At 36.9% G+C, this 25,727-nt stretch carries 25 protein-coding genes, 2 pseudogenes and 1 riboswitch; of the genes and pseudogenes, 9 read left to right on the top strand and 18 right to left on the bottom strand.

From position 1 onward, the window contains the following. Positions 1 to 160 precede the first annotated feature (160 nt). Positions 161 to 3,250: an efflux RND transporter permease subunit gene (locus tag BT1A1_RS03270; RefSeq protein ID WP_034768054.1), complete on the bottom strand. Its 3,090-nt coding sequence runs from the start codon at positions 3,248 to 3,250 to the stop codon at positions 161 to 163. Between the two features lie 87 nt (positions 3,251 to 3,337). On the opposite strand from BT1A1_RS03270, the gene BT1A1_RS03265 reads away from it, so the two are divergent. The 3 genes from BT1A1_RS03265 to BT1A1_RS19625 all read left to right on the top strand — a co-directional run bounded on the left by BT1A1_RS03265 (position 3,338) and on the right by BT1A1_RS19625 (position 5,825). Beyond that, positions 3,338 to 4,192, top strand: coding sequence for a TetR/AcrR family transcriptional regulator (locus BT1A1_RS03265; RefSeq protein WP_034768051.1), 855 nt, complete (start codon positions 3,338 to 3,340; stop codon positions 4,190 to 4,192). A 406-nt stretch (positions 4,193 to 4,598) separates the two neighbouring features. After that, positions 4,599 to 5,252 (top strand): hypothetical protein, encoded by a 654-nt coding sequence (locus BT1A1_RS03260; protein ID WP_034768049.1) that lies wholly within the window; start codon positions 4,599 to 4,601, stop codon positions 5,250 to 5,252. 387 nt (positions 5,253 to 5,639) lie between these two features. Continuing rightward, positions 5,640 to 5,825 carry a DUF4351 domain-containing protein gene (locus BT1A1_RS19625; RefSeq protein WP_368976681.1) on the top strand — a complete coding sequence of 62 codons (186 nt, stop codon included), beginning with the start codon at positions 5,640 to 5,642 and terminating at the stop codon, positions 5,823 to 5,825. A 51-nt stretch (positions 5,826 to 5,876) separates the two neighbouring features. Here the strand turns inward: BT1A1_RS19625 and BT1A1_RS03250 are convergent, their stop codons facing one another. Beyond that, the gene (locus tag BT1A1_RS03250; RefSeq protein WP_072012634.1) at positions 5,877 to 7,397 is read right to left on the bottom strand and encodes an amino acid permease; all 1,521 of its coding nucleotides are present in this window, start codon (positions 7,395 to 7,397) and stop codon (positions 5,877 to 5,879) included. Between the two features lie 18 nt (positions 7,398 to 7,415). Beyond that, positions 7,416 to 7,571, bottom strand: coding sequence for a hypothetical protein (locus BT1A1_RS18460; protein ID WP_156103160.1), 156 nt, complete (start codon positions 7,569 to 7,571; stop codon positions 7,416 to 7,418). On the opposite strand from BT1A1_RS18460, the gene BT1A1_RS03245 reads away from it, so the two are divergent. Further along, positions 7,543 to 8,046 carry a hypothetical protein gene (locus tag BT1A1_RS03245; RefSeq protein WP_034768048.1) on the top strand — a complete coding sequence of 168 codons (504 nt, stop codon included), beginning with the start codon at positions 7,543 to 7,545 and terminating at the stop codon, positions 8,044 to 8,046. The genes BT1A1_RS18460 and BT1A1_RS03245 overlap by 29 nt on opposite strands. Before the next feature lie 63 nt (positions 8,047 to 8,109). On the opposite strand, the gene BT1A1_RS18455 is transcribed toward BT1A1_RS03245, so the two are convergent. Further along, positions 8,110 to 8,247, bottom strand: coding sequence for a hypothetical protein (locus BT1A1_RS18455; RefSeq protein ID WP_156103159.1), 138 nt, complete (start codon positions 8,245 to 8,247; stop codon positions 8,110 to 8,112). A 69-nt stretch (positions 8,248 to 8,316) separates the two neighbouring features. After that, the gene (yfcE, locus tag BT1A1_RS03240; RefSeq protein WP_034768046.1) at positions 8,317 to 8,859 is read right to left on the bottom strand and encodes a phosphodiesterase; all 543 of its coding nucleotides are present in this window, start codon (positions 8,857 to 8,859) and stop codon (positions 8,317 to 8,319) included. A gap of 295 nt (positions 8,860 to 9,154) precedes the next feature. Here yfcE and BT1A1_RS03235 point away from each other — a divergent pair, with 295 nt between their 5' ends. Genes BT1A1_RS03235 through BT1A1_RS03225 form a run of 3 tightly spaced genes read left to right on the top strand, consistent with a single transcriptional unit; the run spans position 9,155 to position 12,241 of the window. Further along, on the top strand, positions 9,155 to 10,372 hold the full coding sequence (locus BT1A1_RS03235) for an efflux RND transporter periplasmic adaptor subunit (protein ID WP_081912257.1): 1,218 nt from the start codon (positions 9,155 to 9,157) through the stop codon (positions 10,370 to 10,372). Further along, a complete protein-coding gene (locus BT1A1_RS03230) occupies positions 10,356 to 11,036 on the top strand; it encodes an ABC transporter ATP-binding protein (protein ID WP_095142264.1) in 681 nt (226 codons plus the stop codon). The genes BT1A1_RS03235 and BT1A1_RS03230 overlap by 17 nt, the downstream gene beginning before the upstream one ends. Then, on the top strand, positions 11,033 to 12,241 hold the full coding sequence (locus tag BT1A1_RS03225; RefSeq protein WP_034768041.1) for an ABC transporter permease: 1,209 nt from the start codon (positions 11,033 to 11,035) through the stop codon (positions 12,239 to 12,241). The genes BT1A1_RS03230 and BT1A1_RS03225 overlap by 4 nt, the downstream gene beginning before the upstream one ends. A 68-nt stretch (positions 12,242 to 12,309) precedes the next feature. Here BT1A1_RS03225 and BT1A1_RS03220 read toward each other — a convergent pair whose 3' ends face one another. From BT1A1_RS03220 to BT1A1_RS03195, 7 genes and pseudogenes are all read right to left on the bottom strand, one after another. Continuing rightward, positions 12,310 to 12,669 carry a hypothetical protein gene (locus tag BT1A1_RS03220; protein WP_034768040.1) on the bottom strand — a complete coding sequence of 120 codons (360 nt, stop codon included), beginning with the start codon at positions 12,667 to 12,669 and terminating at the stop codon, positions 12,310 to 12,312. Then, a complete protein-coding gene (locus BT1A1_RS03215) occupies positions 12,662 to 13,411 on the bottom strand; it encodes an EAL domain-containing protein (RefSeq protein WP_051988982.1) in 750 nt (249 codons plus the stop codon). The genes BT1A1_RS03220 and BT1A1_RS03215 overlap by 8 nt, the downstream gene beginning before the upstream one ends. A 274-nt stretch (positions 13,412 to 13,685) precedes the next feature. Continuing rightward, positions 13,686 to 13,784, bottom strand: a riboswitch (cyclic di-GMP riboswitch). Positions 13,785 to 14,486: 702 nt separating this feature from the next. Further along, a pseudogene (locus BT1A1_RS19620) lies at positions 14,487 to 14,603 on the bottom strand (PTS sugar transporter subunit IIB); the annotation flags it as partial. A 19-nt stretch (positions 14,604 to 14,622) separates the two neighbouring features. Next, positions 14,623 to 14,787 (bottom strand): annotated as a pseudogene (locus BT1A1_RS19615) (LiaF domain-containing protein); the annotation flags it as partial. Positions 14,788 to 15,251: 464 nt separating this feature from the next. Continuing rightward, the gene (locus tag BT1A1_RS03205) at positions 15,252 to 15,887 is read right to left on the bottom strand and encodes a PspA/IM30 family protein (protein WP_034768038.1); all 636 of its coding nucleotides are present in this window, start codon (positions 15,885 to 15,887) and stop codon (positions 15,252 to 15,254) included. 45 nt (positions 15,888 to 15,932) lie between these two features. After that, entirely contained in the window at positions 15,933 to 16,286 is a 354-nt protein-coding gene (locus tag BT1A1_RS03200; RefSeq protein WP_034768035.1) for a lmo0954 family membrane protein, read from the bottom strand. Between the two features lie 533 nt (positions 16,287 to 16,819). Beyond that, on the bottom strand, positions 16,820 to 17,737 hold the full coding sequence (locus BT1A1_RS03195; RefSeq protein WP_034768033.1) for a diacylglycerol kinase: 918 nt from the start codon (positions 17,735 to 17,737) through the stop codon (positions 16,820 to 16,822). Between the two features lie 166 nt (positions 17,738 to 17,903). Between BT1A1_RS03195 and BT1A1_RS03190 the strand changes: the two genes are divergently transcribed. Next, the gene (locus BT1A1_RS03190) at positions 17,904 to 18,158 is read left to right on the top strand and encodes an aldehyde dehydrogenase family protein (protein ID WP_034768031.1); all 255 of its coding nucleotides are present in this window, start codon (positions 17,904 to 17,906) and stop codon (positions 18,156 to 18,158) included. Between the two features lie 159 nt (positions 18,159 to 18,317). Here BT1A1_RS03190 and BT1A1_RS03185 read toward each other — a convergent pair whose 3' ends face one another. Then, positions 18,318 to 19,568: an IS4 family transposase gene (locus BT1A1_RS03185; RefSeq protein WP_034768029.1), complete on the bottom strand. Its 1,251-nt coding sequence runs from the start codon at positions 19,566 to 19,568 to the stop codon at positions 18,318 to 18,320. Between the two features lie 730 nt (positions 19,569 to 20,298). Beyond that, positions 20,299 to 21,111: a TatD family hydrolase gene (locus BT1A1_RS03180; RefSeq protein WP_231553276.1), complete on the bottom strand. Its 813-nt coding sequence runs from the start codon at positions 21,109 to 21,111 to the stop codon at positions 20,299 to 20,301. A 516-nt stretch (positions 21,112 to 21,627) separates the two neighbouring features. Here BT1A1_RS03180 and BT1A1_RS03175 point away from each other — a divergent pair. Next, positions 21,628 to 22,188: a cysteine hydrolase family protein gene (locus BT1A1_RS03175; RefSeq protein ID WP_034768027.1), complete on the top strand. Its 561-nt coding sequence runs from the start codon at positions 21,628 to 21,630 to the stop codon at positions 22,186 to 22,188. Positions 22,189 to 22,520: 332 nt separating this feature from the next. Here BT1A1_RS03175 and BT1A1_RS03170 read toward each other — a convergent pair whose 3' ends face one another. From BT1A1_RS03170 to BT1A1_RS03150, 4 genes are all read right to left on the bottom strand, one after another. Continuing rightward, positions 22,521 to 22,727 carry a hypothetical protein gene (locus BT1A1_RS03170; RefSeq protein WP_034768024.1) on the bottom strand — a complete coding sequence of 69 codons (207 nt, stop codon included), beginning with the start codon at positions 22,725 to 22,727 and terminating at the stop codon, positions 22,521 to 22,523. 455 nt (positions 22,728 to 23,182) lie between these two features. Beyond that, positions 23,183 to 23,806: a CPBP family intramembrane glutamic endopeptidase gene (locus BT1A1_RS17335; protein ID WP_176458985.1), complete on the bottom strand. Its 624-nt coding sequence runs from the start codon at positions 23,804 to 23,806 to the stop codon at positions 23,183 to 23,185. A 190-nt stretch (positions 23,807 to 23,996) separates the two neighbouring features. After that, entirely contained in the window at positions 23,997 to 24,599 is a 603-nt protein-coding gene (locus tag BT1A1_RS03160; protein WP_034768022.1) for a GrpB family protein, read from the bottom strand. A gap of 790 nt (positions 24,600 to 25,389) precedes the next feature. Then, positions 25,390 to 25,704 (bottom strand): MazG nucleotide pyrophosphohydrolase domain-containing protein, encoded by a 315-nt coding sequence (locus tag BT1A1_RS03150; protein ID WP_034768017.1) that lies wholly within the window; start codon positions 25,702 to 25,704, stop codon positions 25,390 to 25,392. Between the last annotated feature and the right edge of the window lie 23 nt (positions 25,705 to 25,727).

Here is a 25,727-nt window from a genome sequence, read left to right as displayed (position 1 = left end):
TTTTTCTCATTTTGCGCCGTATGACGTATTACGTTATCCATGGCACTGACTTTTTTCTCATCACTCATTTTCAGTTTCGCACCGTTTCTCAATCGATAAAAGAGGAGCCTGGCCCCACCGTATTACATTCTCAATTACCGGGGGACAGGCTCCTTTTTAATTAATCTTCTACGATTTCTTTCCGATTTTTCTTCAATAGTTTTGAAAGCACTTCATAAACGATTGGTACGATGACCAACGTCAATAACGTTGAACTAAACAGACCACCAATTACGGTAATGGCCAAGTCTCTTGACATGAGACCCCCATCGCCTCCAATTCCAAGTGCCAGCGGTAACATAGCACCAATTGTCGCAATCGCCGTCATTAAAATTGGGCGCAGGCGGGTTGCACCGGCTTCCAAGATGGCTTCACGCATTGCTAAACCTTCCCGTTCCTTATGAATAATTCGATCCACAAGAACAATGGCGTTTGTAACAACGATTCCGATTAACATTAACAATCCCATCATTACCTGTACCGAAATGGTATGTCCGGTAATATATAGACCGATGAATGAACCAATAACGGTAAAAGGCAGTGAGAAGAGAATGGCGAACGGTGCCATGCCTTCACCAAACGTTACCACTAAGATGAAGTAGACGATGGCAATAGCTGCAAGCATGGCGACACCTAATTGTGTAAAGGTTTCAGCCATATCTGCCGCAACACCGGATACTCCTGTTGTAACACCTTTTGGTAAGTCAAGATTTTCAATTTTTTTATCAGCTTCAGCATTTACTTTTGAAATATCCTTACCGATAACTGTCCCTGAAACGGTTGCGTAGTATTCACCTTCTGAACGGGTTAACGTATTTAATGTCGTTCCTTCTTCTACATCCACGAGTTCGGACAAAGGAATCTTCGTACCAAGCGGTGTATTTATTGGCGTTTTTAATAAATCTTCTACCGTATCCGGAGTTACTTTTGCATCTCTTTGTATCACAACCTCAATTTCATCACCATCATTTTCAACCGTTGTTAATACTTCCTTATTTCCGGCGTTAGATAATGCCATGGCAATCTGGGCTGTGGTTAAGCCGTACTGAAGCACATGATCTTGGGATACTTTAAAGACATTTTCCACATATGGATCTTCAATATCTGATGTGACATCCTCCAAGTCTTTTATATCAGATAATTCTCCTTCAACTTGTTTGACGGCTGTCATTAAATCATCCAAATCTTCACTATAAATCGTATAGCTTAACTCATTGGAGTTTATACCACCTGTACTAAAGTTTTGTGATGTCCATTCACCTGACTGATTTAAGTTTGTTACATAATCTTCAATTTCTTTTCTTACTTCAGGGAAATTTTCCATATCTTCATCAAAGATTATGTACATTAATGCCCCATTTCTGCCACCCATCATCATGGAAGCGGCATCGACATTTTTAGAGTCATTAATGGACAACTGTAAAGATTTGATATCATCACGCTTTAATAATTTCTTTTCAACTTCTGCGACATTGGCTTCGGTTTCTTCTTTTAACTCACCCGCTTTAGGCGTATACGTTATAAACATCATCTTCTCTTCAGAAGAGCCCAAGAAACTGAATCCAATGAGAGGTGTTATTGCCAGTGACCCGGCTAATAAAACCATAGCGATCACCGATGTAATCACTTTATGATTTAAAACTTTTTCTAAAACGCCTTTATACCATTTTGCAAGGGTTCCAAGTCCTTTATGTATTTTCTCTGTTTTTTCACCATACAGTTTTTTACGGAATAAAGTGTGTGACAGAGTTGGCACGATGATAATCGCAACAAGCAATGATGCACCTAGAGCAAAAGTTATTGTTAAAGCAAATGGCATGAACAATTCGCCAACCATTCCGCCAACAAATATGAGCGGTGCAAAAACAGCGACTGTAACTAATGTAGAAGACAAAATTGGCCTAAACATTTCAATTGTTGCTTCTCGAATTAAGGCACGGCCGCGTAGTTTTTCATCTTTTAAATGCAGACGTCGGTAAATGTTTTCCACAACGACAATTGAGTCATCAATTACCCGTCCGATCGCAACCGTTATTGCACCTAATGTCATAATATTTAAAGTAATATCCAGCCAGTGTAACAGCAATAAAGCCATTAAAATGGAAACCGGAATGGATATGATTGAAATAATAGTCGATTTCACATCGCGTAAAAACAGCAGGATGATAAGGACGGCAATTAATCCGCCAAATAAGGCTTTTTCAATCATTGTGTATACGGATTGTTCAACCGGTTCTCCTTGGTCAAGTGTTACATCCACTTTTAAACCGTCAATTTTCGCTTCTTCATCCTTAATTAAATCTTTTACAGCGTTAACTACAGTGACAGTATTGGCTTCTTGACCTTTTACAATTTGAATGGCAATCGCGTCTTTCCCATTCGTCCGGGAAATTGATTGAACTTTACCGACTGTCTCAATTTTTGCAATATCACCAAGTTTTACAAATGGAACCGGGTTTTCAGCAGTCGGTGTGACAGGGATGAGCATTTCTTTCAGTTGGTCAACCGTTTTTATATCACCGTCAATGGCAACAGCTTCTTCTCCCTCTTTAAACTCATAAAGGCCTAAAGATAGCGCCATGTCGCTCGCCTTTACCATATCCTTTACAGTATCTTCCGAGAGCCCCAGCGCAGCCATTTTTTCTTCATCAAAATTGAACTCCACTTCTTTAATATGCTGCCCGGTAATTTCAGCGGAAGCTACACCATCAATTTTTTCAATCTTAGGTAAAAGAATATCCTCAACTGTTGATGTTAATTCGACAATATCTTCTTCTGTACTGCTAACCGAAAGAGCAAGAACCGGCATCATATTCATATTGATCGCCATAATCGTAGGCTGCTCGACTTCTTCCGGTAATGTGACATTATCGATGGCTGATTCCAGCTGACGTTTCTTTTCATCCATATCTACACCATAATCGTACTCGATCTGAATCTGCGAGACATTGGATGATGAATTTGAATAGACGGCTTTGACATCTTCCATTCCTTCTACCGCTTTTTCAATTGGCATAGATACTTCATTCATCACTTGTTCTGGAGTTGCACCCGGATAAACCCCCATAACAATTAAATACGGGATAGATATGTCAGGAATTGACTCCATTTTCATTCGTGTACCTGAATAAATACCTGAAGCGATTATGATTATGGTTAGTAACCATACCGCCAATTTATTTTTCAGAACAAAATTTACTAATCCTTTCACAATTCCACCTACCTTAAATTGACATTTTTTATACATTTACTTATAATAATGACTAATCGGTCATTTGTCAAATAAGGAGTCTTTTTTATGTCAAAAAAACAATTAATTATAGAGAAAGCAGTTGAATTATTTGCTGAAAACGGTTTCGAGTCAACATCTGTTCAACAAATAACCGAACGTTGCGGCATATCAAAAGGTGCTTTTTACCTTTATTTTAAATCAAAAGATGAATTAATAATTGGTCTAATTGATTATTTTTTGAGTAATATCATTTCCGATATTGAACAATCGGTCAGTAATGAAAAACATACAGACCAATTGCTTTATAATTATATCTATGTTTCATTAAGCGAATTTAAAAGACATGCAAAGTTTGCAAAGCTTTTTTTAAAAGAACAAGTTTTTTCCTATAATAATGATTTGTTTAACAGACTGCAGATGTACCTGTCAACGCTCAATCATATTTTACTTTCCATTATTCAAAGACAGTTTCCAAAAAAGAATCCGGATATGCATTTTGAACTTCTCTATGCAGTTAACGGATTATTAAAAGGTTATACAGAGTTATTTTTAATTGACGAATTTCCGGTTGATTTAGATCGATTGTGTCATTCGATAGTTGAAAAGATCACCATCATTGCCGACCATTCGGCTGTTTTGGTTTTCACTCCTGAATATTTAGGAAAAATTAATTTTCACTTTGATATTTCAAAGGAAGAAGTGCTAAATAAGCTGGAGGAAGTAATACAGGAAACGAGCGATGATCCGATTGTCCGTGATTCTTTATTATTGTTAAAAGAAGACTTAGTAAATCCACATTTAAACGAAGCGATTATTCAAGGTCTTTTGAAAAATATTCGCACAAACACACAATGCAGATGGGTCGCTTCTATTTATGAACTATATTTAGAAAGAGCCACCTGCGCGACTTCAAGCGAATAATTAACAACTTTTATCAGGTGACTAGAAGCCAGAAGCCCGTGAAACTTATTGACCAATCGTGCAAGTGCACTATTGGTCAATTTTTTCATCGTACACGATAGTCAAACGAAATGGTATGGGTCGATTTTTCCTCGTACACAATAATCCGTTGGCCGATTTTTTACATAATACACATATGTTCAATGAAACTTCCATCCGCGGGGGGGGGTTCCTACGGGTGGTAGTTGAACCAATTGAACAGATACGCGCAGTTGATTTCCGTTAAAATATTGAGAGGAAATCGTACTGCCCGTTAAACAAATAATTTTCGTCCATAATCCTTACCGATTACAGTTTTAAAACATCAATTTCTTATGTTTTTACCCAATCGATTTAGGTGAAACTAGGTAAAAGGGAGTGTGGACGAATGGAGACTTTTCTTTTCCTTTTCCTTGGATTTGCTTATCTTTGCCTATTCATATGGGAGCTCTTACAAGTAAAAAAATACGGGATAAGGAATCACGCCAATTTCCTTATTCTCGTCATTTTCGGGCTGGTTTATGATAACCTCATCATTCCATTTGGCCGTTTTATCGGAGAAGGCAATACACTGGAAGCTTTGAGCAAAATTCGGTATTGGTTCCATGCCCTGTTCACGCCTACGCTTATTCTTTTTGCTTGGAATGTTTTTCACAAGACCGGTCTGCTTTCAACCCGGCAAACTCTTTGGAAATTACTAGCCTATGTGTTAACGATCGGATTCATTGTATATGAACTGTTGACTTCGATTATGGGAATGAAACTTGAGCCCAAATGGGAGGACGGTGTTTTAACCTATGAAAATGTGACTCAACCCGGATTCCCGCTCATGGTCATGGTCGTTACCCTGGTCCTTGGTGCAGTTGGCGTTTTACTAATGAAAAAATTAAGATTTCCGTGGCTATTCATTGGCACTGTTGTCATGCTTCTTGGTGGACTACTGGCCAATTGGATAAAAAACTTTCCGATAATGAATGTTTTTGAACTTCTTTTTATTGTTTCCTTAGTAATGACAAAACATTTCCAATTTCGAGTTCATTAAGTTATTTTTATCCGGTACTCATCACTTGATGCTTTTTCATGGCGACACAAATGATAGCGGAAAACAAGAGAAATTGTATAATATAGGATATTAAAAGCAAAGTACAAACCCGGATTCTACTGACACTACTTCGTGATATATTCACAAAAGACACCGACGAACTCATACACTCTATTCGTAAATGTATCCACTACTTACTAGAGCTGGAAGATAAACAAACAAGCATTGAATTTTTAGAAACGATGATACGATATGTTTTCAGTGCTGCAAGATACTTAACAAAAGATGATATGAATAAAATAAGACGGGAAACTAAAACAACTTTTCCAGAGGGGACCAGTATTTTAAGAGAAGAAGGTATGGAAAAAGGGATGGGAAGAAAAAGGAATTGAACTGGGGCAAGCAAAAGCATTATCTAAAATCGCTCTTCAACAGATGACAGAAAAATTTGGTGTATTGCCTAAAGAACTGACAGAAAAAATTTCGAAACTGGATGTCATAAGCTTGGAATTAATACTAAGTAATATTTTTAATTATACTAGTTTGGACGATGTTAGAAAGTTTATTTCTTAAGTGCTTATCACTTCACCCCCCAGTTCAGTGGTATGGACTGGGGTTCCTTCTTTAATTTTGGCATTTGCCTATCATGATGAACTCCCCGTTTAGGCTTCCTTTAAGGTGTATTGGTGATAGCCTACCACTTACCGGGATAGACACCGTTTTAGTCTTCTCTTTTCTCTTCCGTATTGTTCTCCTCCCCGCTGCGAATTCCGTACTGAAAGATGGTGGGATTTTTGCAATAGCTTGCCCGCGTGCCCGAGCCCTTAACTGAAAACTAAGTCCTAAATATATGAGTGAAAACATTGCAACCATAGCTAATCCGGCAAATAACCCAACACCCTGACCCGGAATTAAAGGCATGCATACAAGCACTAGAATCATACTGATCAAGGTAATCCACGACGTATACGGAAAACCCCGCATTTGGCAAATACCATCCGGTGGACACCCATTTCTTTGTCGAAAACGGATATGGGTAGCCATTATAATCCCATATGTAAAAATTAAGGAAAAGCCGCCTGTTGAAATTAAAACTAAGTATACCCGCGGAAACAAAAGACCAAAACTGAGTCCGACAAGCATGGCCATTCCGGAGAATAAAATACCCCGGTAAGGAACGTCTTTTGTATCTTTTAACCATCTCGGTGCATACCCTTCATCAGTCAAAGACCTGATCATTCTACCTAAACCAAATATCGCCGCCATCACCGCTGAAAGGATAGCTGATATTAAAACAAGATTCAATACCGACCCTGCCCAAGTAATTCCCCATCTGTCCAATGAAGCAACAATGGGACTCACATTTTCATTCAGAGCTGAAGTCGGGATTAGTGGCAGTATTACAGCAGCATAAATGACATATAGTCCTACAAGACTAAATACCGTGTAGCGAATCGCTTTTGGAATGGTTTCCCTTGGATTCTCTGCCTCAGAAGCAGCTAAACCGATTACCTCAAATCCAGCATAAGCAAAAATGACCAATAACATACTGCCTGCTATTCCGCTAATTCCGCCTGCCATAAAAGGCTCATTTGCCAATTCACCAAGACCGATAGGATTTGCTCTCGGAAGTACTCCAAATATTAAAACGAATGCAGTCAAAATAAAGAAAATAATCATAAATATTTTTACACTTGATAAGAAGCTTTCAATTTTCCCCAGTTTTTCGACACCAAGGAGATTGAGTAGGGTAACGCCAACGATAATCAAACTTCCCATAATTGGAATTGATACATTTGGGAACCATTCCCGTAATAAGATCGATATGGCTGTCGCTTCACTGGACATTGATAGGACGATTCCGGTCCAATATATCCAGCCCACGATAAACCCCATTCCTTGCCCGAGTTCTTTTGCCGCAAAAGTACTAAAAGATCCTTTTTCCGGGCTGGCGACCGTCATTTCAGATAAATCATATAGAATAAAATAAACTAATATTCCCGATAAAATAAATGAAATAATAATCGAGGGGCAGGCTGCATTCATTGCTACTGATAAACCAAGGAAAAAAGACCCCCCGATCACACTTCCTAATGACATTAAAGCTAATTGCCATGCCGAAAGTCCTTTACTTGTTTTTTGCATAAATCAATCTCCCATTTTTTATTTTTTCTTACTTATTATTTTCATTTCGGGAGAAATGATTCGTCGGTAAAATGGGGTGTTTCTCGCTTCAAATTGGCGACGAGAAAAGGTTTGGTCGCCAAAAAAAGGAGTTTCCCGGCTCAAAATGACGACGAGAACGGGGCTCGTCGCCAAAAAAGGGAGTTTCCCGGCTCAAAATGACGACGAGAAAGAGTCTCGTCGCCAAAAAATCGAGTTTTCCACCCCAAAACGGCGACGAGAACAGGTCTCGTCGCCAAAAAAGGGAGTTTCTCGGCTCAAAATGACGACGAGATTAGGTCTCGTCGCCAAAAAATGGGGTTTCTCGGCTCAAAATGACGACGAGAAAGAGTCTCGTCGCCAAAAAATCGAGTTTTCCACCCCAAAACGGCGACGAGAACAGGTCTCGTCGCCAAAAAAGGGAGTTTCTCGGCTCAAAATGACGACGAGATTAGGTCTCGTCGCCAAAAAAGGGAGTTTCTCGGCTCAAAATGACGACGAGATTAGGTCTCGTCGCCAAAAAATCGAGTTTCTCGGCTCAAAATGGCGACGAGAAAAGGGCTCGTCGCCAAAAAAGGGAGTTTCCCGGCTCAAAATGACGACGAGAAAGAGTCTCGTCGCCAAAAAATGAAGTTTCTCGGCTTAAAATGACGTCGAGAAAGGATCTCGTCGCCAAAAAATCGAGTTTCCTGGCTCAAAGTGGCGACGAGAACAGGTCTCGCCGGCAAAAATCCGACTTCCTCAACTCAAAACGACGACGAGAACAGGTCTCGCCGACAAAAATCCGACTTCCCCGCCTTAAAATTGCGACAAAAATGCTCTCGTCAACCAAAAATAAAATTCCCTCCTCATCCATCGACGAGAAGGGCTTTGGTTTTCTAACGTGCGAAACTCCAAATAATTATAATTTCAAAGTCTTTATTGGCGTTTGACTATCAAGACTCCATAATTCAATTTGTCCATTTTCATAAAACGCAAAAGACCTCGACTCATCTTTTGGAATCGTTGTACTTCCGGGATTTAGGACAATCACTCCGTCCCGTTTTTCCAGCACCTTTACATGTGTATGTCCTGAAACGACCACTTGGCAACCCAACTCTTTTGCCCGTTGCAGCCGCTCTTCTTCCGTTTCCTCATATCCATGAACAACATAAAACCGATAATTATCAAATTCGATGACTCTCGATTTTTGTGAAAGGTCTTGCTCCAAAACCATTTCATCCACATCGGCATCACAATTTCCGCGAACATAAACGATATCGGTCCGACTTTTAAGAAGTTCCGTTAACTGTTTAGGATCATAGTTTTTCGGAAGATCATTTCGCGGACCGTGATAAAGAACATCTCCCACATGACAAACCAATTCAGCCCCTTTTAACAAATCCAGAGCTTGAAGTGCATCCTCATAACCACCATGCGTATCGCTAATAAATCCAAGCTTCATTTCAATCCCTCACAATCAATGGTTCATTACTTTTTATTTCATTATACCACTATTTTCCATAGATATTTATGATTTAATATATTTTGGAAAGGGGTTACTTGTTGTAAAATTAAATGCAACAGATCGAAACGGGTTATCTTACTCTCCGAAAAACTCGTAAAAATTTTGTAGCATTTTTGTAAAATATTTGTTATAATTTCTCCGTAGTGTGTAGAAAATTCTGCGTAATTAGTGAATTTTTACAACACACAAACATTTAAGAGATTGAATGAATACTTGTTTGGGAGGATGGCATGTGAAAAGAAAAAAGATTTTGATATGGATTATCTCGATTGTCGGCGTATTAGCAGTTGCAGGAATAATTATCTTTTTATCACAAGGAAAAAAAGCAGACGTGGCAAGTAGTGAAAGTGAAAATATGAGTATCATGGTTCAAAAAGCGAAAGAACAAGAATTAGTTGAAACAATATTAGTGACCGGGGAAATTGTTCCAGAGAGTGAACAAAAAGTATTCTTGGAGCCGGATAAAGGTGATATAAGCGAATATAAAGTTGAAGAAAATCAAGCAGTAAAAGCCGGTGACCCTTTATTTGTATATAACTCTACTAATCTGGATGCTGAATACAATAAAGCCGTTCGTGAAAAAGAGTTAATTCAAAAGAGAGCCAATACGGAACAAAGTCAAATTGCAGCATTAAATAAACGGATTGAAGAGGCAAAAAAGAAACAACCTGCGAACAATCAAGAGTCAGCTCCTGATGCAGTTGAGCCGCAAGAAGACATAAACCAATTGACCAGTGAAAAAACACAATTGGAACTACAATATGAAAATACAAAAGCGGAAATCGCAGCCGCACAAGATTTAATCAATGAGCTCAATACGCGTAAAAAGGAATTAACCGTAGTCAGTAAAATTGACGGAATTGTTGTGAAGGTAAATAAAAATATTGCGAAAACCGAAACAGGATCCACTGAACCTGTCGTACATATTATTTCCAATAGTCCATATAAAGTAATTGGAACGATGAGTGAATTCGATGCAGTAAAAATTCAACCGGGACAAGAAGTAGTTGTCCGGCCAAAAGTGTTTAAAGATCGTGAATGGAAAGGTGTTGTTGAATCGGTTTCGCAATTTCCAAACGCCGAGGGGAGTGGAGAACCAATGGACAATACGGGCGGGGGAAATGTAACGATGTATCCGTTCAAGGTTGCCATAACCGATGACACATCAGAACTTCGACAAGGTTTCCATGTATCCCTTGAAGTGAAAATTGTTGGAGCAGAAAAACTTCCTGTTGTTCCGCATACTGCAATTTTGGATGAAGGTGAGGTATCCGTCTGTTACGTTCTTTCAGGAGGAAAATTAGAAAGACGTGAGGTAAAAACCGGGGCCATGAATGATGAATTAATCCAAATCACTGAAGGCGTAACAAAAGATGAGCTTGTCGTTGTGTCTCCGGATGAAAGTATGCACGATGGCATGGAGGTGACCGCTTTTGATGAAATTGAGTGAAATCACCAAAGTTTACGGGAAGGGTTCACTTGAAGTTCCCGTCTTACATGACATTAGCTTACAAATTGAAGATGGTGAATTTGTTGCCATCATGGGGCCATCCGGCTCAGGAAAATCAACCTTAATGAACATTATCGGCTTTTTAGATTACCCTACTTCCGGCAGTTATGAGTTGAACGGTGAAAAAATCGGACAAGAAAAGGAAAAGAAACTGGCAAAATTGAGAAATGAACATATTGGATTTGTTTTTCAACAATTCTTTTTACTTCCAAGGTTGAATGTTTTAAAAAATGTCGAGTCTCCACTTATCTATGCCGGTGTTCCGAAGCGGAAAAGAATCGAGCAAGCAAAACTAATGCTTGAAAAAGTTGGATTAGGAGACCGCATGAAACATTTACCAAATGAATTATCGGGCGGACAAAAGCAACGGGTTGCCATTGCACGGGCACTTGTCAATAACCCCTCGATTCTATTAGCAGACGAACCGACAGGAGCATTGGATTCAAAGACAAGTAAGCAAATCATGGAACTATTCGTCCAATTCAACAAAGAAGGAAAAACGGTCATTATTGTTACCCATGAGGAAGAGGTTGCCGCATATACCAACAGGGTTATTACCATAAAGGACGGAAGAATAACGGATGACCAGAGGAGAAGGCCATGAGTATAGTTGAAAGTTTTAAATTAGCATTATCCTCCATTTGGAAACATAAGGTACGTTCGATTTTAACCATGCTCGGGGTTATTATCGGGGTCGCTGCGGTGATTATCATTGTTGCCATTGGTCAGGGTGCAAAAACAAAAATGACCGAAGAATTATTTGCTACAGAAGAAAATGCTGTTGATCTTTGGTACGAACCGATTCCTGTCGAAGGGCAAGATGAATCTGAGATGAGTTGGGAGGAGCCTGTGTTAACTTCTGAGGATGTAGAAGTATTATCCAAGGTTCCGGGTGTTAAAGCCGTTATTGCCACCAATCAAGGCTGGGGGCCGATGGTTTACGAAGACAAGCAAGGGGAAATGCAAATTACCGGGGTCGGACCCGAGTTTTTCACTGCCAGAAATATTCAAGTAGTTGAAGGACGCCCGATAAATTCAAGAGATACAGACGGTTTGAATCGTGTGATTATGGTTGACACGAAAGCCAGGGAAAAATTTTTCAAAAATAAAGCAGATATTATTGGTGAAATTGTTGACGTAAACGGGAATCCTTATAAAGTTGTGGGCGTTTATGAGTCCCCGATACCGGAACAATATCGTAGTGAAGATGGTGAAATGCTCATGCCCCGTACGGTGATTTCGATGATGTTCGGGAATAGAGAGATTGAGCAGTTAGCCGTTGTCGCCAGTGACCCGGAAAAAATATCTGAAACAGGAAGACTTGCTGCCGAAACATTAACGAAAGCGAAAAAACTTGAAGACGGGCAGTACAACATCAATGACTTTTCAGATTACGAAAAAGAGGTTGATACAGTTATTAACTTGATGACACTTTTCATCGGAAGTATCGCCGGAATTTCCTTATTAGTAGGCGGAATTGGCGTTATGAATATTATGCTTGTTTCGGTAACGGAAAGAACGAGGGAAATTGGACTGAGAAAAGCGATCGGTGCGACACGCGGCAGAATATTATTACAGTTTCTTATTGAATCAATGACATTAACTTCAATTGGCGGTCTTGTTGGTATTGGACTTGCCATCATCGGAGCTATGATGGTTTCAAAATGGTCGCCTATTACGGCAACGGTTAGTCCGATTGTCATAATCATCGGGGTTGGATTTTCTGCGTTCATTGGCATTATTTTTGGCATCCTTCCCGCCAACAAAGCATCCAAACTAAGCCCAATCGACGCATTGAGGTATGAATAGGAGAACATACAAGGGTTCTCCTATTTTTTTACGCTTTCAAATCATTTTCTGGTAGCCTCAGCCTTGCCCTAAAGCCTGAGCCATAAACGAACATTACTTGTTGAGAAATCAACTTTTGGTATTGCTTTTCTGTTTTTTATATTTTCTAGGAAAAAGATAAAGTTTTTTATATCCTTTAGAACCTGCATAAAATCGACAATACTAAAATTAATGGAAATATGGTATTTAATATAGCCATACAAAACTTTTTCATCAATAAAATCAATAAACTTAATATCTGTATAGGAATACACATAGTGTAATATTCGGTTTAACGATTCCTTAATTTCTTTATACATTACATTTGAGGGATCAAGATCAAACTGCTGCTTTAATAAATTCCACCGATATTCTTCCTTCAATTTCGGCAATTTAATCTCGTTAATCACTTGTAACTACTTCTTCCTTTTTTATATAAGTATTCAATAAGGCTGGTTTTCCTAAAAAATATCCTTGTCCGTACGTAACCCCATTTTCTTTGGCACTCATTAAGTCCTCTTCAGTTTCCAATCCCTCTAAAATCAGGCTGGAGTCAAGCAGCTGAATCATTGACTTTAATACTTTCTGTTTATTAGGTGTTCTTGATAAACCTTCTGAAAAGTACTTATCTAATTTCACAATATCCGGATTAATTTCAAGAATCGTTTTCATATTTGAATATCCTTTTCCTACATCATCAAGTGCCACCAGAAATCCATTTTTTCTTAATTGACCGATCGCATTTTTAAATACCGGTAAATTTATTTCACATTCAGATTCATTTATTTCAAAAACAATCTGCTGTGGAGAAAGATTAGTCATTAATAATATTGTTTGTAAAAATTCTTTCATACCAGAACTCAGTATGGTTGACGGAAACACATTAATGAATAAAAATAATCCCGTTAAATCGGATTCTCTCTCAGAAACAAATCTAAAAACAGACTCGATTGAATATTTGTCCAGCTTTATTAACTGTTTTGTTGACTTGGCCATTTCAAATAAACGTTCAGGATTATGGACTTGTTCTGATCTCAATAAAAACTCATAGCCAATAATTTTGTTTTGCTTTAGTTCAAAAATTGGCTGAACAACATGATAAAAATTGTAGTTATTTTTATTTAACGACATCTGCTTTTCTAACTTACTCATTTACGCACCCCGACTTTACCACATATTTTAAACAAACTTGGGCGCCCGAGCCTTAAGGTGACTCGTGACGCATAGTTCACCGAAAAATTAATTTTTTCGGCTTGATGTATTTTCGCGTAACTTTCCTTGTTACACTTACACTTAATACTTAAAATTTCCCGCAACAAACGAATTCATATCCTTTTGGAAAATTTATCCTTTCTTATAGGTATAAAAAAATGACTACTCCCGGTCACCCTAGAATAGCCATTGTAAAGATAAAACTGATTCATCCGTTGGCAACCAGGCGATCATAGTAGAAAATCTTTGAATTTCCAACCTTAGACCCTAGGCTTTGCGTCCTATCCTTTCGAATAGTTTGCCCTAAAATATTTGATTTTTTATCGTACTCATCCTGTAAAAAGCGACATTCTTCACAAAAGTTACAACAAATGTTCCAGGTTCCGGTGAAATGGCGCTACTCCCTTTTCACGTATGAAAAACATACACTCCGCTGTCAAAGGAATTCGTTTTCTTAATTTTTTTCCCTCACTTTTGAAAATGTACTAAAATTCACTTTTACAGCATCGATTTTCTTTACATTTTTTCGTTTGATCACTCATTTCATTCTTCAATAGAATAACGAAAATATTTTAGTTAATACGTTGCCCTAGCATGGCTATGCTCAATACTGATCATTACTTTGAATTTTAAAATTGTTGCGGACTCTTGGAGTGTTTGCATCATGATAGGGAAATCTATTGTTGGGAACGCTTCTAGCCACACAAAAATCTTTATCTACTATATTTTTATATTGCTTTTTACAATAACTAACTTTATTACAAATTTCGATAAAATTCAACATTTTTCTCGAAAATTTATGTCCTACTAAATACCCAAATAGCCTATTTTTGAGAGTCTTATCCTCAAAAAAACTATTTCATGTCATACTAAATATGGGTTATTCAAATTTTGCGGAAAACTTTTCATAAGGTGTGACTTCAAAAAATTAGGTTGGTGAAATCAATGACCCACCAACCGAACCTTACTATGCTTTGTTTTCTATTAACGTTAAGGCAGCAAATAATACTTTATCTCAATGCATCATTCCATAATTCAATGAATCAATTACATCTATTGGAACACCTTTCGGATCACACAATGTTTTTAATGATTGGAGTTAGCGTACTTGTGGTCCAAGTAAAACTAGATCGATTCCTTATAATATGCCGTATCGAGATCACAGCCGTGTCCTGGGGCAGAACGGTATTACTTAAATCAATAATCCGATTGCCAAAAGCACCATAAATATTGATATCACGCCATTGATAGGCCGTATCTTCCGTTTTTTGATTACCGAACAGTTTATGGTCAAATAATGGCTCTATTTTCACCATATCTTCTTGATTTATTATCTTACCCGGTAAGGAAGGAGTAAGCGTTTCTGTTTGTTTTTTAGATTTTACATATTCAAACATAAATAGAACAAGGACGGCAACAATAAAGAAACGTACAGCCCAAATATTTAGGACAGAAATAACTGTGCAAAGGAAAAAAAACCAAAATAAAATTTTTCCCCATAATTTATGGAAATTTTTCCAGCCGATAAACAGAAGAACAATGAAGAGCAGAGTGGGAATAATTGTACTGCCAAAAGAAAAAATAATTTCAGCAATAAGGAGGAGCACACCAATGATCAATATCCAGTTAAATGCATCGGTCCGGAAACGTCTGAACATCCATGTCATCCTCCTTTCATCGTAATTTGACCAGCGGAACATTTTAAGTAAAAGGTATAGGGTCAACTATGTGACACCTATACCAGTATATCATGTTTATTTCTCGTTTTTGTCCTTGTTAACTAATTTGTGTTTTCTTTTTCATTTAATTCCTTTTCCAACTCTGCAATTTTACTATCGAATGTACTGCGGTAGTAGGAACGATTCACTTGGTTTTCTAGAACTTCAATATACCGCTCCATTTCATCAAACTTAGAGAATGGTTTTTCAGAAACATTTTCCATTACCCGATTTATTTGATGGTTCGCACGGGCAATGTTTTCTCTTCCCATTAATTCCATCCTGCGCAAATGCATATCCTTTAATCGATGTTTCATCTCTTCATACTTTTGTTCCAGTTTCTCTAATTGTTCAATCGCTTCCTGACGTGATGCTTTCATCCGTTCCGCACGTGCTTGATATTCTTCATAATCCTTCATTGCGAAGGTATACATTTCTTCTTCTCCGGCTTTTTCAGCAATTTTTGCCTGCTTCAACCGTTTATCCGCGAAATCCTGTGCCATATGATACTCTTTTGTAAATTCTTCTTTTAGTTTATACTGGCGCTCAATTAACTTATGAACCCTTTCCTTTTCTTGCTCTGCTTGCCGCAAATATTGATTCAATGCTTTCAAAGGATTTTTTTGTTCCTTTTTGTCTAGTACATCATGTAAATCCGCCTCAATCGAATCTTTAATCCGTGTAAAAATATTTGCCATTCCAATCGCTCCTTTTTTTGTACATTTCCTTTATTTCAATATTCCCTACTTATTCAGTTCTGCCCATTCACGTTCGAAATTTGTAAACGGGTCATCATCCTTCATCACACCGACAACTGGGTAGTGATCATCTTTTTTCCAACTTTTATATATATAGTAAAGGGCAAAAGCTGCAGCAACACCGATGATTGCATAGATGTTTGAAAATGCAATTCCAAAGACAATTAACCCAAGTATCACCCAGCCAATTTTTCCTAGTGTAGAATCGCTCCTGATGAATTTTTTAAAAATAATATACAGAAGCCAAACACTAAGAGCTAATAGTACGATTGGGCCAAGGTTTGCTAATAGTATGAGAAGAGCGGCCAGCCCTCCAACAAAGAGCAGAAATTTTTTCATGTGCATTGCCTCCTTTCTTCTTGATTCCATCTTACCGAGAAATAACTTTTTAGATAATGAGCTTTAGAAATATTTTGTACTAGGTCTTGAGGCGTACTGTCATGTAGTTCTTAAAATAGGGAAGGAATAGATTTGGCAAAAAACATGGGATATAAAGGGCGGAAATCTTTGTTGACAAATTACAGGGGGAAAATAAAGGCAGAAATATGGGCTGTATAGGAAGAAATTTTTTGCTAACAAAATACAGTGGGTAAAGTAAAGAGAAAATATGGGATATAAATGAGGAATCTTCGTGAACAAATGATAGTGAAAAAAAAACGGAAGGGACTTTGTGGATGAATAAGAGAAGAGATTCCTTCACTCAGTGAGGGAATCGGTATCCCCCACTGAATAGTTAGTTGAACCAAACGGACTTTTACGAGTAGCCCGCCTCCAACCACCTATCTTCATTAGAGCAAATCCGGCGGTGGAAACCAGACTTTATCTTGGAAAAAGAAACCTGTAGATGTAAACTTTTATATTACGCTTCATTATTAAATACCCATTTTATCTTCCGGACGGAGTTTTTCAACCGGAGCAAAGATCTCAAGATGACGATATAAGTTTTGAAATTCACATGGTGCCGTTCCACCTAATTCTCCATCCAGATTAATTAATACTTCTTGCGGTGCTGTAACTTTTATGTAACTTGCTTTTGTATAAATGACATTTGGATCATTAATATGTTCGCCGCGTAAAGCCAAAGTTACGACACGAATAAATTCAGCTAAATTTGTCTTTTTCAATACTAATAAAGTAAAAAAGCCATCATTTAAAGAAGCATCCGGTGCCAGTTTTTCAAATCCCCCCACTGAGTTTGTTAATGCAATCAAAAAAAGCATGACTTCCCCTTCAAATAATTTTCCGTCATATTCTAATTTAATTTCCGATGCTTTGATTGAAGGTAACATTTCAATACCCTTTAAATAATATGCTAATTGTCCAAGAACTGTTTTCAGCTTGCTCGGAACTTCATAGGTCAACTCGGTTAATCGACCCCCACCGGCAATATTAATAAAATATTTTTTATTCATCCGACCGATATCAATTGGTATCGTGTCACCTTTAATAATTATATCTGTAGCTGCCAAAATATCCCGTGGAATATGAAGAGCTCTTGCAAAATCATTTGTTGTCCCGACCGGAATTAAGCCGACTTTTGGACGATAATCTTGTTCGGCAAGTCCATTGACAACTTCATTTAATGTTCCGTCCCCACCTGCCGCAATCACGATGTCATATTTTCTGTCAACTGCTATTTTGGCAGCTCTAGTTGCATCTCCGGCTCCGGTCGTTGCATGACATGATGTTTCATAGCCGGCTACTTCTAATTTTTCCAAAACTTCGGGTAAATGCCGCTTGAAAACTTCTCTCCCTGATGTTGGATTATAAATAATTCGCGCTCTTTTCATATATCATCATCCATTTACAAGTGATTTTTCAACTATAAATCATAATATATCAATCATGCGAGCAAGGCAAGTAAACCGAAGCCCTCTTTTATTGTTCTGAGCATTTTTCTGTTAAATTTTTCTAATATTTAGTATAATTTACTTATCCCATTTAGGAGGTTTGATTATGTCGACACGCACTGTTTTGTTAAATCGTATGTATATTAATGGCGAGTGGGTCAAGGCGATTTCGGGCGAGACATTCCCGGTCTTGAATCCGGCGAATGGCAGGCAGATTGCAACCGTACCAAACGGTGGATGGGAAGATGCCAAGCTGGCCGTTGATGCTGCACATGTTGCTTTTAAAAAATGGTCCGGCAAAACAGCAGAAGAAAGAAGTCATTTATTAAGAAGATGGTATGATTGTATAATGGATCAGTAGCATTGCATAAAAAGTTTAAACGAATTGTCAAGTAACAAAAATTTGACTGACAAATTATTTCTCGAATATTCTGAATATGACTACCCGTCCAAAATTAAAATGGTTGATAAGGAACTAAAGGTAGTCCTTATCCACGAATTTTCAGACTATTTAAATGATCTATAGGAACAACGGATCGTACGTCAAGTCGTCTAAATGAGACACCTCGCCTTCTTCAAATTGCTGGACAATGAAATTGAATTGTCTATCCCAGTCGTTAGGCCTTCGGCCTTTTGACGTTCTTTTTGGTTTTCGGAATAAAGATTTAATGAATGCATTCAAGCCTTTGAAGAGGCAGTCAACCAAACATCGCTGGACATTAAGAAGGCTGCCTTCATAATGGTATTTCAGTTTCATCAGCAATTGCAGGCAATAGGTGATGAGTGCAATCCAAATCTGGTTATATACAGCATTTTCACTTTTACCGTAAAAGGTTTTAATCTTTAAATGCTGCTTCATCCATTTGAAGAAGATTTCAATTTTCCAGCGATACCGATATAAATCGGCAATCTCTTTCGCTGTTAGATCGAAACAATTCGTCACGATCGTTACGGTTTTTCCATCCTGGTCTTTTGTTTCGATTAAACGAAGGGAGTGTTGCATCTTTGTTCCATTGACATGGTTACCAAGGTAAACTTCGGCATCTTTAAAAATAAGCTTTTCTGGATCGGGTGCTTGTTGATTTAACACTTCGATTTCAGCGTTTTTCTTTAAACGGGTGATAAACCGAAGGTTTTTCAAACAGTAGTGGTCAAACTTCTTATAATCGACATACCCTCTGTCAAAAAGATAGATGGCATCGGGTTCGATTTCCACCAATTCGTCCATTTGTGTACGATCGGCATGTTTGGCAGGCAGTAGAATCGCTTTATCCGGTATGATCTCATTTTTCGTGACCACTACTCGTAAATGAAGTCGAACACCAGCCTTCGTTTTGCGAAATGACGCCCAGGGATATTGAGAAAGACACATACTCATCGTAGATGAGTCAATGACGTACAGCTTGCCTATATTGCGTATAATCGATTGTTTTTTCGTACGAGCAAGTATTACTCTTACGAGATAATGAAAGATCCTTTCAAACATCTCAGGAGTTAGGATTCGTTGTTTTCGTGAAAGTTGCGAGGTGCTAATTTCATTGATTAGAAAGTTTTTCTGCATCTCCTCTGTATTCTTTAATTTTTGTGAAATACGGGTAAGACTTTCCATTTGATTGATTTGGGCAACAATCATTAATTGAAAGAATTTGTAGGCCGTAAATTTCTTGATGTACTTATCGATATCGGAGATTTTGATTAAATCATAGAACTTTTCTTCATTAATTACATCAAGTAGTTCCTTAATCGTGAATTTTATGTTATCCTTGTCCATGAGTAAATTCTCCTTTTAATTAGGCTTAGGACAAGGACTACCTAACCTAATTATAAGGAGTTTTTTTATTGCCCATGGACAAAGATTTTACAAAATCAGGAAATATTTTTTATAAAAAGGCTTGCCTTTTAAAAATTAATTTAATGCAATGCTACTGCCATTAAATAATTTATCTAAAATTCCCACTTGTAAAACCTTCCTTAATCAATTGATTTATAGATTGATAGAACCAACTTGTATTCAAGTATACATTTCTCTCGTAAAATTTATTACATTTAATACTTTAAACAAGCCATTTGGATGTATTGCATCCTTTAAAAAAGTTTCTGTGTTAAATAAGCAATGAATGCCAAAATCGATCGAACCGTGAAATTATATCCTTGATTTGTTTGGACATCACCCCTTAAAGTATTTTTAAAAGCGAATTGCAATCAATTCAAATATTACTATTTCGAGATATACGGGTAAAAAATACTCGCAAAATGTAACTTATTTAATTTTAAAATAGCAATTCATGAATGACTAATGATGACACAAGTTACTTTATGTAACTATATTAACGATATCTATATCAATAGTCAAGCATTTTATTTCGAATTAAAGATTCTTTATTCCGTTGTTGTAAATTAATCCCTTATATAGCTAATTTTATGGATTTTTTTCGTTCATTTATATTTCATCTATTCTTAAACAACTTTAATGATCATTTAAAAATTGCTTTCACCTAGTTTTATGATTTCGCGATCGAATAAAAACTTTCCGTATTCCAATGTAATTGTTGATAGACTTCTTTAAGGTCGATTTTCTTTAATTTCGCTAATACACGGACGGCCTCATGCATCATTTTTGGGTGTGTCATTTGGTCTTGAAAAGGACCTTCAAAAGGCCACGGTCCATCCGTTTCGACCATGAGTTGTGAAAGCGGGTAGTTTTGAACAATCATCTGTATTTCTTCTTCATAAACGACATCTGGAGTGAAAGAAATAAAGTACCCATTATTTTCCGTATGCTGCAATGTCGTTTTATCGCCTTTAAACCAATGAAAATGCGCTTTTTGAACGGAGTATTTTTCCAGTAAATCAATCACAATCGGGGCATCTTCGTAAATCGCATGCAGTGCTACAGGTTTATTATACTTAACAGCTACTTTAATCAGCTCTTCCAGTAACTCGATATACGCATCTCTTTGCATCGTTACAGCTTCTAACTTTAAATAATAGGGAAGTCCGATTTCCCCAACGGCGATCATATCTTGATGATGTGTATCGATAAAGTTTAGCAGTTTTTGCAGTTCCTCTTCACCAGGTAAAGGTTGCTCGGGATAGAAACCAAAAGCAGGTTTAACTCTTGAATCCATCCGGGCAAGTGCCAGATTTTTTTGAGCAGAGTTTAAGTCAGTAGAAACCGATAGTAATGCTTTTACCTGATATTTTTCAAGTTCATCCAGTATGAGATTTTGTTCTTCTTTTTTATATTGGTCAAAGTGAATATGGGCATCAATGACCGGCATCATCACAATACCTTGCTTTTCACTATTTTTCATAACTTCACCTCATTGATCATTACAGCTATTACCAATGTAACATCATTATTTTCAAATTTTAAATCTAAATGCTTCAAATAAAAAGTCCAATTTTCATTGTATATCTACCTCCCTGCAAGCAGAACAACTTATATAAAAAACCGGAATTCAAAAGTTCATTCTTTCACGAAATCCGGTATGGAAAAATTACTTTTTTATTACCATTCAATTTTTTGCATAAAAAAATTTAAAGAAAAACGCCCGAACAATACGTCCGGGTTGTTAGAAAACAATAAATGAGAAAGGAGGATAAAAAACGTGTCAAGGGATGAATTTTATAATTCTAATAAGATTCTTGCTTATGAATAAGTGATTATCGTTTTGTGCATGGCTAATGAATTAAAATCGGCTGTACAATAAACCAAATTGAACAAAGAAATTATTCCAATAGGATACGTAGGTTTTCTCGATTCTAAAAATTATGAATTTAGTGTACAATAGGGGTGATTTAATCGGTTTTATTAAAGGAGTGAAAATGTGGAATTTCAGAACAGTGCCTTAATCATTGTTGATGTGCAAAAGGCCTTTGATAATGAGAAATGGGGAAAGCGTAATAATGTAAACGCAGAAGAAAATATTAGCCGGATTTTAAAAAAATGGAGGAAAATGAAGTGGCCAGTGATATTTATTCAACATAAATCAGACAATCCTAATTCTTTATTTCATCCAATGAATAAAGGCTTTGCAATTAAGGATATTGTTAGGCCCCTGTCAGGAGAAGTGTTCATCACTAAGAAAGTCAATAGCTGCTTTATTGGGACCAATTTAGAAAATTACTTAAGAGATCATGAAATCGGAACTGTTGTCATAACTGGATTAACGACACCTCATTGTGTTTCGACGACAACGAGAATGAGTGGAAATCTCGGCTTTAAAACTTACCTTATTTCGGATGCGACGGCAGCTTTCGGCTTAAAAGATCAAAACGGCAAGTATTATGATCCGGAAACAATCCATCATGTATCGCTAGCAACTTTACACGAAGAATTTGCGACCATCCTGACAACCGATCAATTAATAAATAAATTAGAAGAATGAAGTTTTATTCTTTTGCAAGATGGAATTATCCATCTTTTTTTCATTAGAAGATATAGGGAGTCGAAGTCATTTTTCATTAAAGATTAGACAGGAAATTCTCTGTTGATAAGATTTCCCTTTTCTAAAATTGATAAATGTCGTTGTTTTTGTATCGATTTGTATTCATGACTTTTTAATCTCGATATACAATTTTGGCGAACTTTTACCTTTTGCAGAGAGCTTCGTTGATAGTTGAAAGGTAGCATCAATGAAATCTAAAAAAGTCAAATGGTACCCCACTTGACTTGTTGACATGATAACGTTATGGAACTGCGTTGAAAATTCTTTATAGTTTATCTTTTTTTATTTGTAAACCCCAAAAATATCCCCAGTATCATTACAAAAGCTATTAATAATAATTCATACTCAACATACGTGATCCAATTCGTATTATATTCACCATTTAGTGAATCCACATGCATAATTAACATTGCTATACCACACATAATTGCTAAGGCAACCAAGCCTATGGAGTGAATAATAAACCCGATCTTTCTCATAAAAGCTCTCCTTAAAATGACAATAATTCTCTTATTACATCAACAACATGAAACAAATATACCATCCGCGTCCTTTTAATACCCATACTTTTTCAGCTATTTTTTCTATCAATTATTGTCCTGTTGGATCTGTGATGAATTGCTGAAAGTAGAAGCAAACAAACGTCCTGTTCATACAAAGAAAAATTCTGGTCACAAAACAAAAACTTTTAAACGTTAAACAACACCTCCATACAATACTAGTTAAGGTTATTTTAAAGTTACTTTTGAAATTTTCCAACAACATTTTACAACGTATGTTTTTTCAAAAAAACAAAAAAGATTCATAACGAAGGAGAAAATCTGGACAAACTTACTTATACAGAAAGTGATTCAATTTGTTTGTTAAGATTGGTTAATAAAATCACCATCTCTAGTGAAACACGTGAAATAATCTTGCTTCAAGCATTCTAATTTTATACAGACTCCTTATTCGGTAAAAAAACAAACTTCACATCAATTAAGAAGTGAAGGACAATAGGTACCCATAACGTTCCTGTTCCCACATATAGGAAAAATAAAATCGCTCCCAAGTAGGCGGTTTGTAAAACACCTTTCCAGCCTTGATATAAATGGACAATACCAAATAACAGACTGGAAATTAAACCAATAGCAAAAATGGAAAGATCAAAGGGAAGATGGCTAAAATAATACAACATTAATCCGCGAAAAATGATCTCCTCACAGACACCTGCCGTAACGGAGACCCAAAAAAACAAAAAACGTTCCACGGGTGTTTTAGGTATTAAAAATTGAATACTTTCATCTTGATGTGCCTCGGATACCTTTTCTTTCGCTGATTTTGAAAAGCGAAAGATTAAAGCGATAATCAGGATACTAACTATTACTCCTATAGCGGCAGAAACAAGCGTTTCAGTATCGAATTTTAAAAAGGGTTCTGTATAGATAAATAAATCATGAATTTTTCGATCAGTCGAAGACCAAAAGATCAATAATATAATGACCAATCCCCATTGCACAAACATGATTTCACTGTATAATCTCCATCTAACAAATTGATTGCTATTAATCTTTTTCATGTAAAAATAATCCCAGATTGGATAACCCACAACAATGAAAAGTAAAAAGAATGTTAGGAATAGCATCATGTCACCTCATGTTAATCATAGATTCGTCGAAGAGAAAATTGTATTATTAGATTTATCAATATTTTAGGATCACCTGGTTGAAATCATCCCACAGCACTATTAAAACAAAAATCAGTACCGTTTACTCTTTGTTTTCATAAAAAGTGTTCGCTCTCTCCATGATTTCCTGTACAATTGCACTTTTGGCATCCGCATAGTCCTGAACGTATTTCCATTGCTGTTTTGCCAGATCACGTTTCACCCTGGCATATTTATCACGATCATCACGATTGTTCTTTAACCAATCGCGAAATCGCAGCATCCGTTCAATTTCTGGACAACCTCTACTAAATACGTGTAAATTGATATCTGTATCCGGACCTTTAAAAAGCCGGTGTTCATACCAATTCGTCTCCCGAATACGCAAAACGTACCTGGAATTCTCCAAATCAGGTACATAGGCACTTTCATCGGTAGAGTCTTTCACGACGAGCAGCATATCAATAATTGGCTTTGCACATAGACCTGGTACAGAAGTTGAGCCAACATGTTCTAATTGGAGTACTTTATCACCCAGGATGGAGTAAATTCTTTTTGCCTCGCGCTCGAATAACTCGGGCCATTTCGGATCATAATCTAGAAGTGTGATCTGGACATTGTGGGGCTTAAGCTCACCTACAACGACTTCTCGGAGTTTTTCATCATTTGTTGAATCAAAACGATCGTTCGTCTCAGTATACGAAATCTCCTTCCAGTTTGGTTTTTAATACAATATACCTTATCACATTTTATATAACCGAAAAACGATTCGTGTATTTTAGAAATTACTACATTTGAATAGAAAGGACAAGATTTTATGAAGCGTTCTGAAGTCTTGCGCTATAGCAAAATTGGAATGGAAACTCTCCTAACGAGTATTAAATTTTTTTACAGTCATATATCCCTACTATGCGTTTCTCTCATCCCTTCGGTGATTCGCGCAATTCAAATGTTGAATCCCTCTGCACCATTTTGGTTAGAGGGGATTGTATTCATCACAAGATGTTTTCTCTTCGTATTGATTATTATCATGATGACCAAGAGTAAAATAAATGACCTTAGAGATAAAAACTTTTGGGATAAACTTGGACATTCAGCCTCTATCCAATTTCAAAAAAATTGGCCCTACGGTTTTTTGGCGCAAATCATTGTCTTCCTCGTCTTATTATATGGAGTAGGGAATTTATTCATCATGCTACTCAGCTGGATTTTCAGTTCGAACGCTGGATTAATAGGCATACAATCAACCGATTCCAATGCTCTGTATAATGCTTGCATATACTTTTTAAAAAATATGAGTGTAATTCCTCTGACATTGGTTTATATAGTCTATATAAGCGGGCTAAGACCAGTTAAAAATTAATTTTCGACAAACAATGAAGATATAATCACATAAATCAATGTTGAAAATCCTCCCGGGTAGCAATTTTGCCATGGAGGATTTTTCCTTTCCAGCTTTTTAGCAAACTCCGTGCAAATGAATGCATGCTTCCGCATTACTTATAGCGATTTGTCAGTTTTTCTTTATGGCTTTCCATAATTTCTGTCAGATTAATATTGTACTTATCAGCTAAAATGAATACATTATCTAACACATCACCAAGTTCTTCTTTTAAGTTTTCAATTTGTTGTTCCCTTGTTAATGGCACTTCATCTGGACGATCACGGCCAATTTCAATGGTACGAATAGCTTTTGATACTTCACCAACTTCCTCCATTAGAAAATTGACACGGATAAACGGACTGAATTCGTACCAGCCACGCTGTTTATAAAAATCGGTAATCCACTTTTGATAGTCAAAAATATTCATTGCAACCCACCCCCTCATCCTCT

Source organism: Caldibacillus thermoamylovorans (assembly GCF_000751775.1).
Taxonomy (GTDB): Bacteria; Bacillota; Bacilli; order Bacillales; family Caldibacillaceae; genus Caldifermentibacillus; species Caldifermentibacillus hisashii.
The sequence above is the reverse complement of the archived record's forward strand: the minus strand, read 5'-3'. Positions and strand labels throughout refer to the sequence as shown.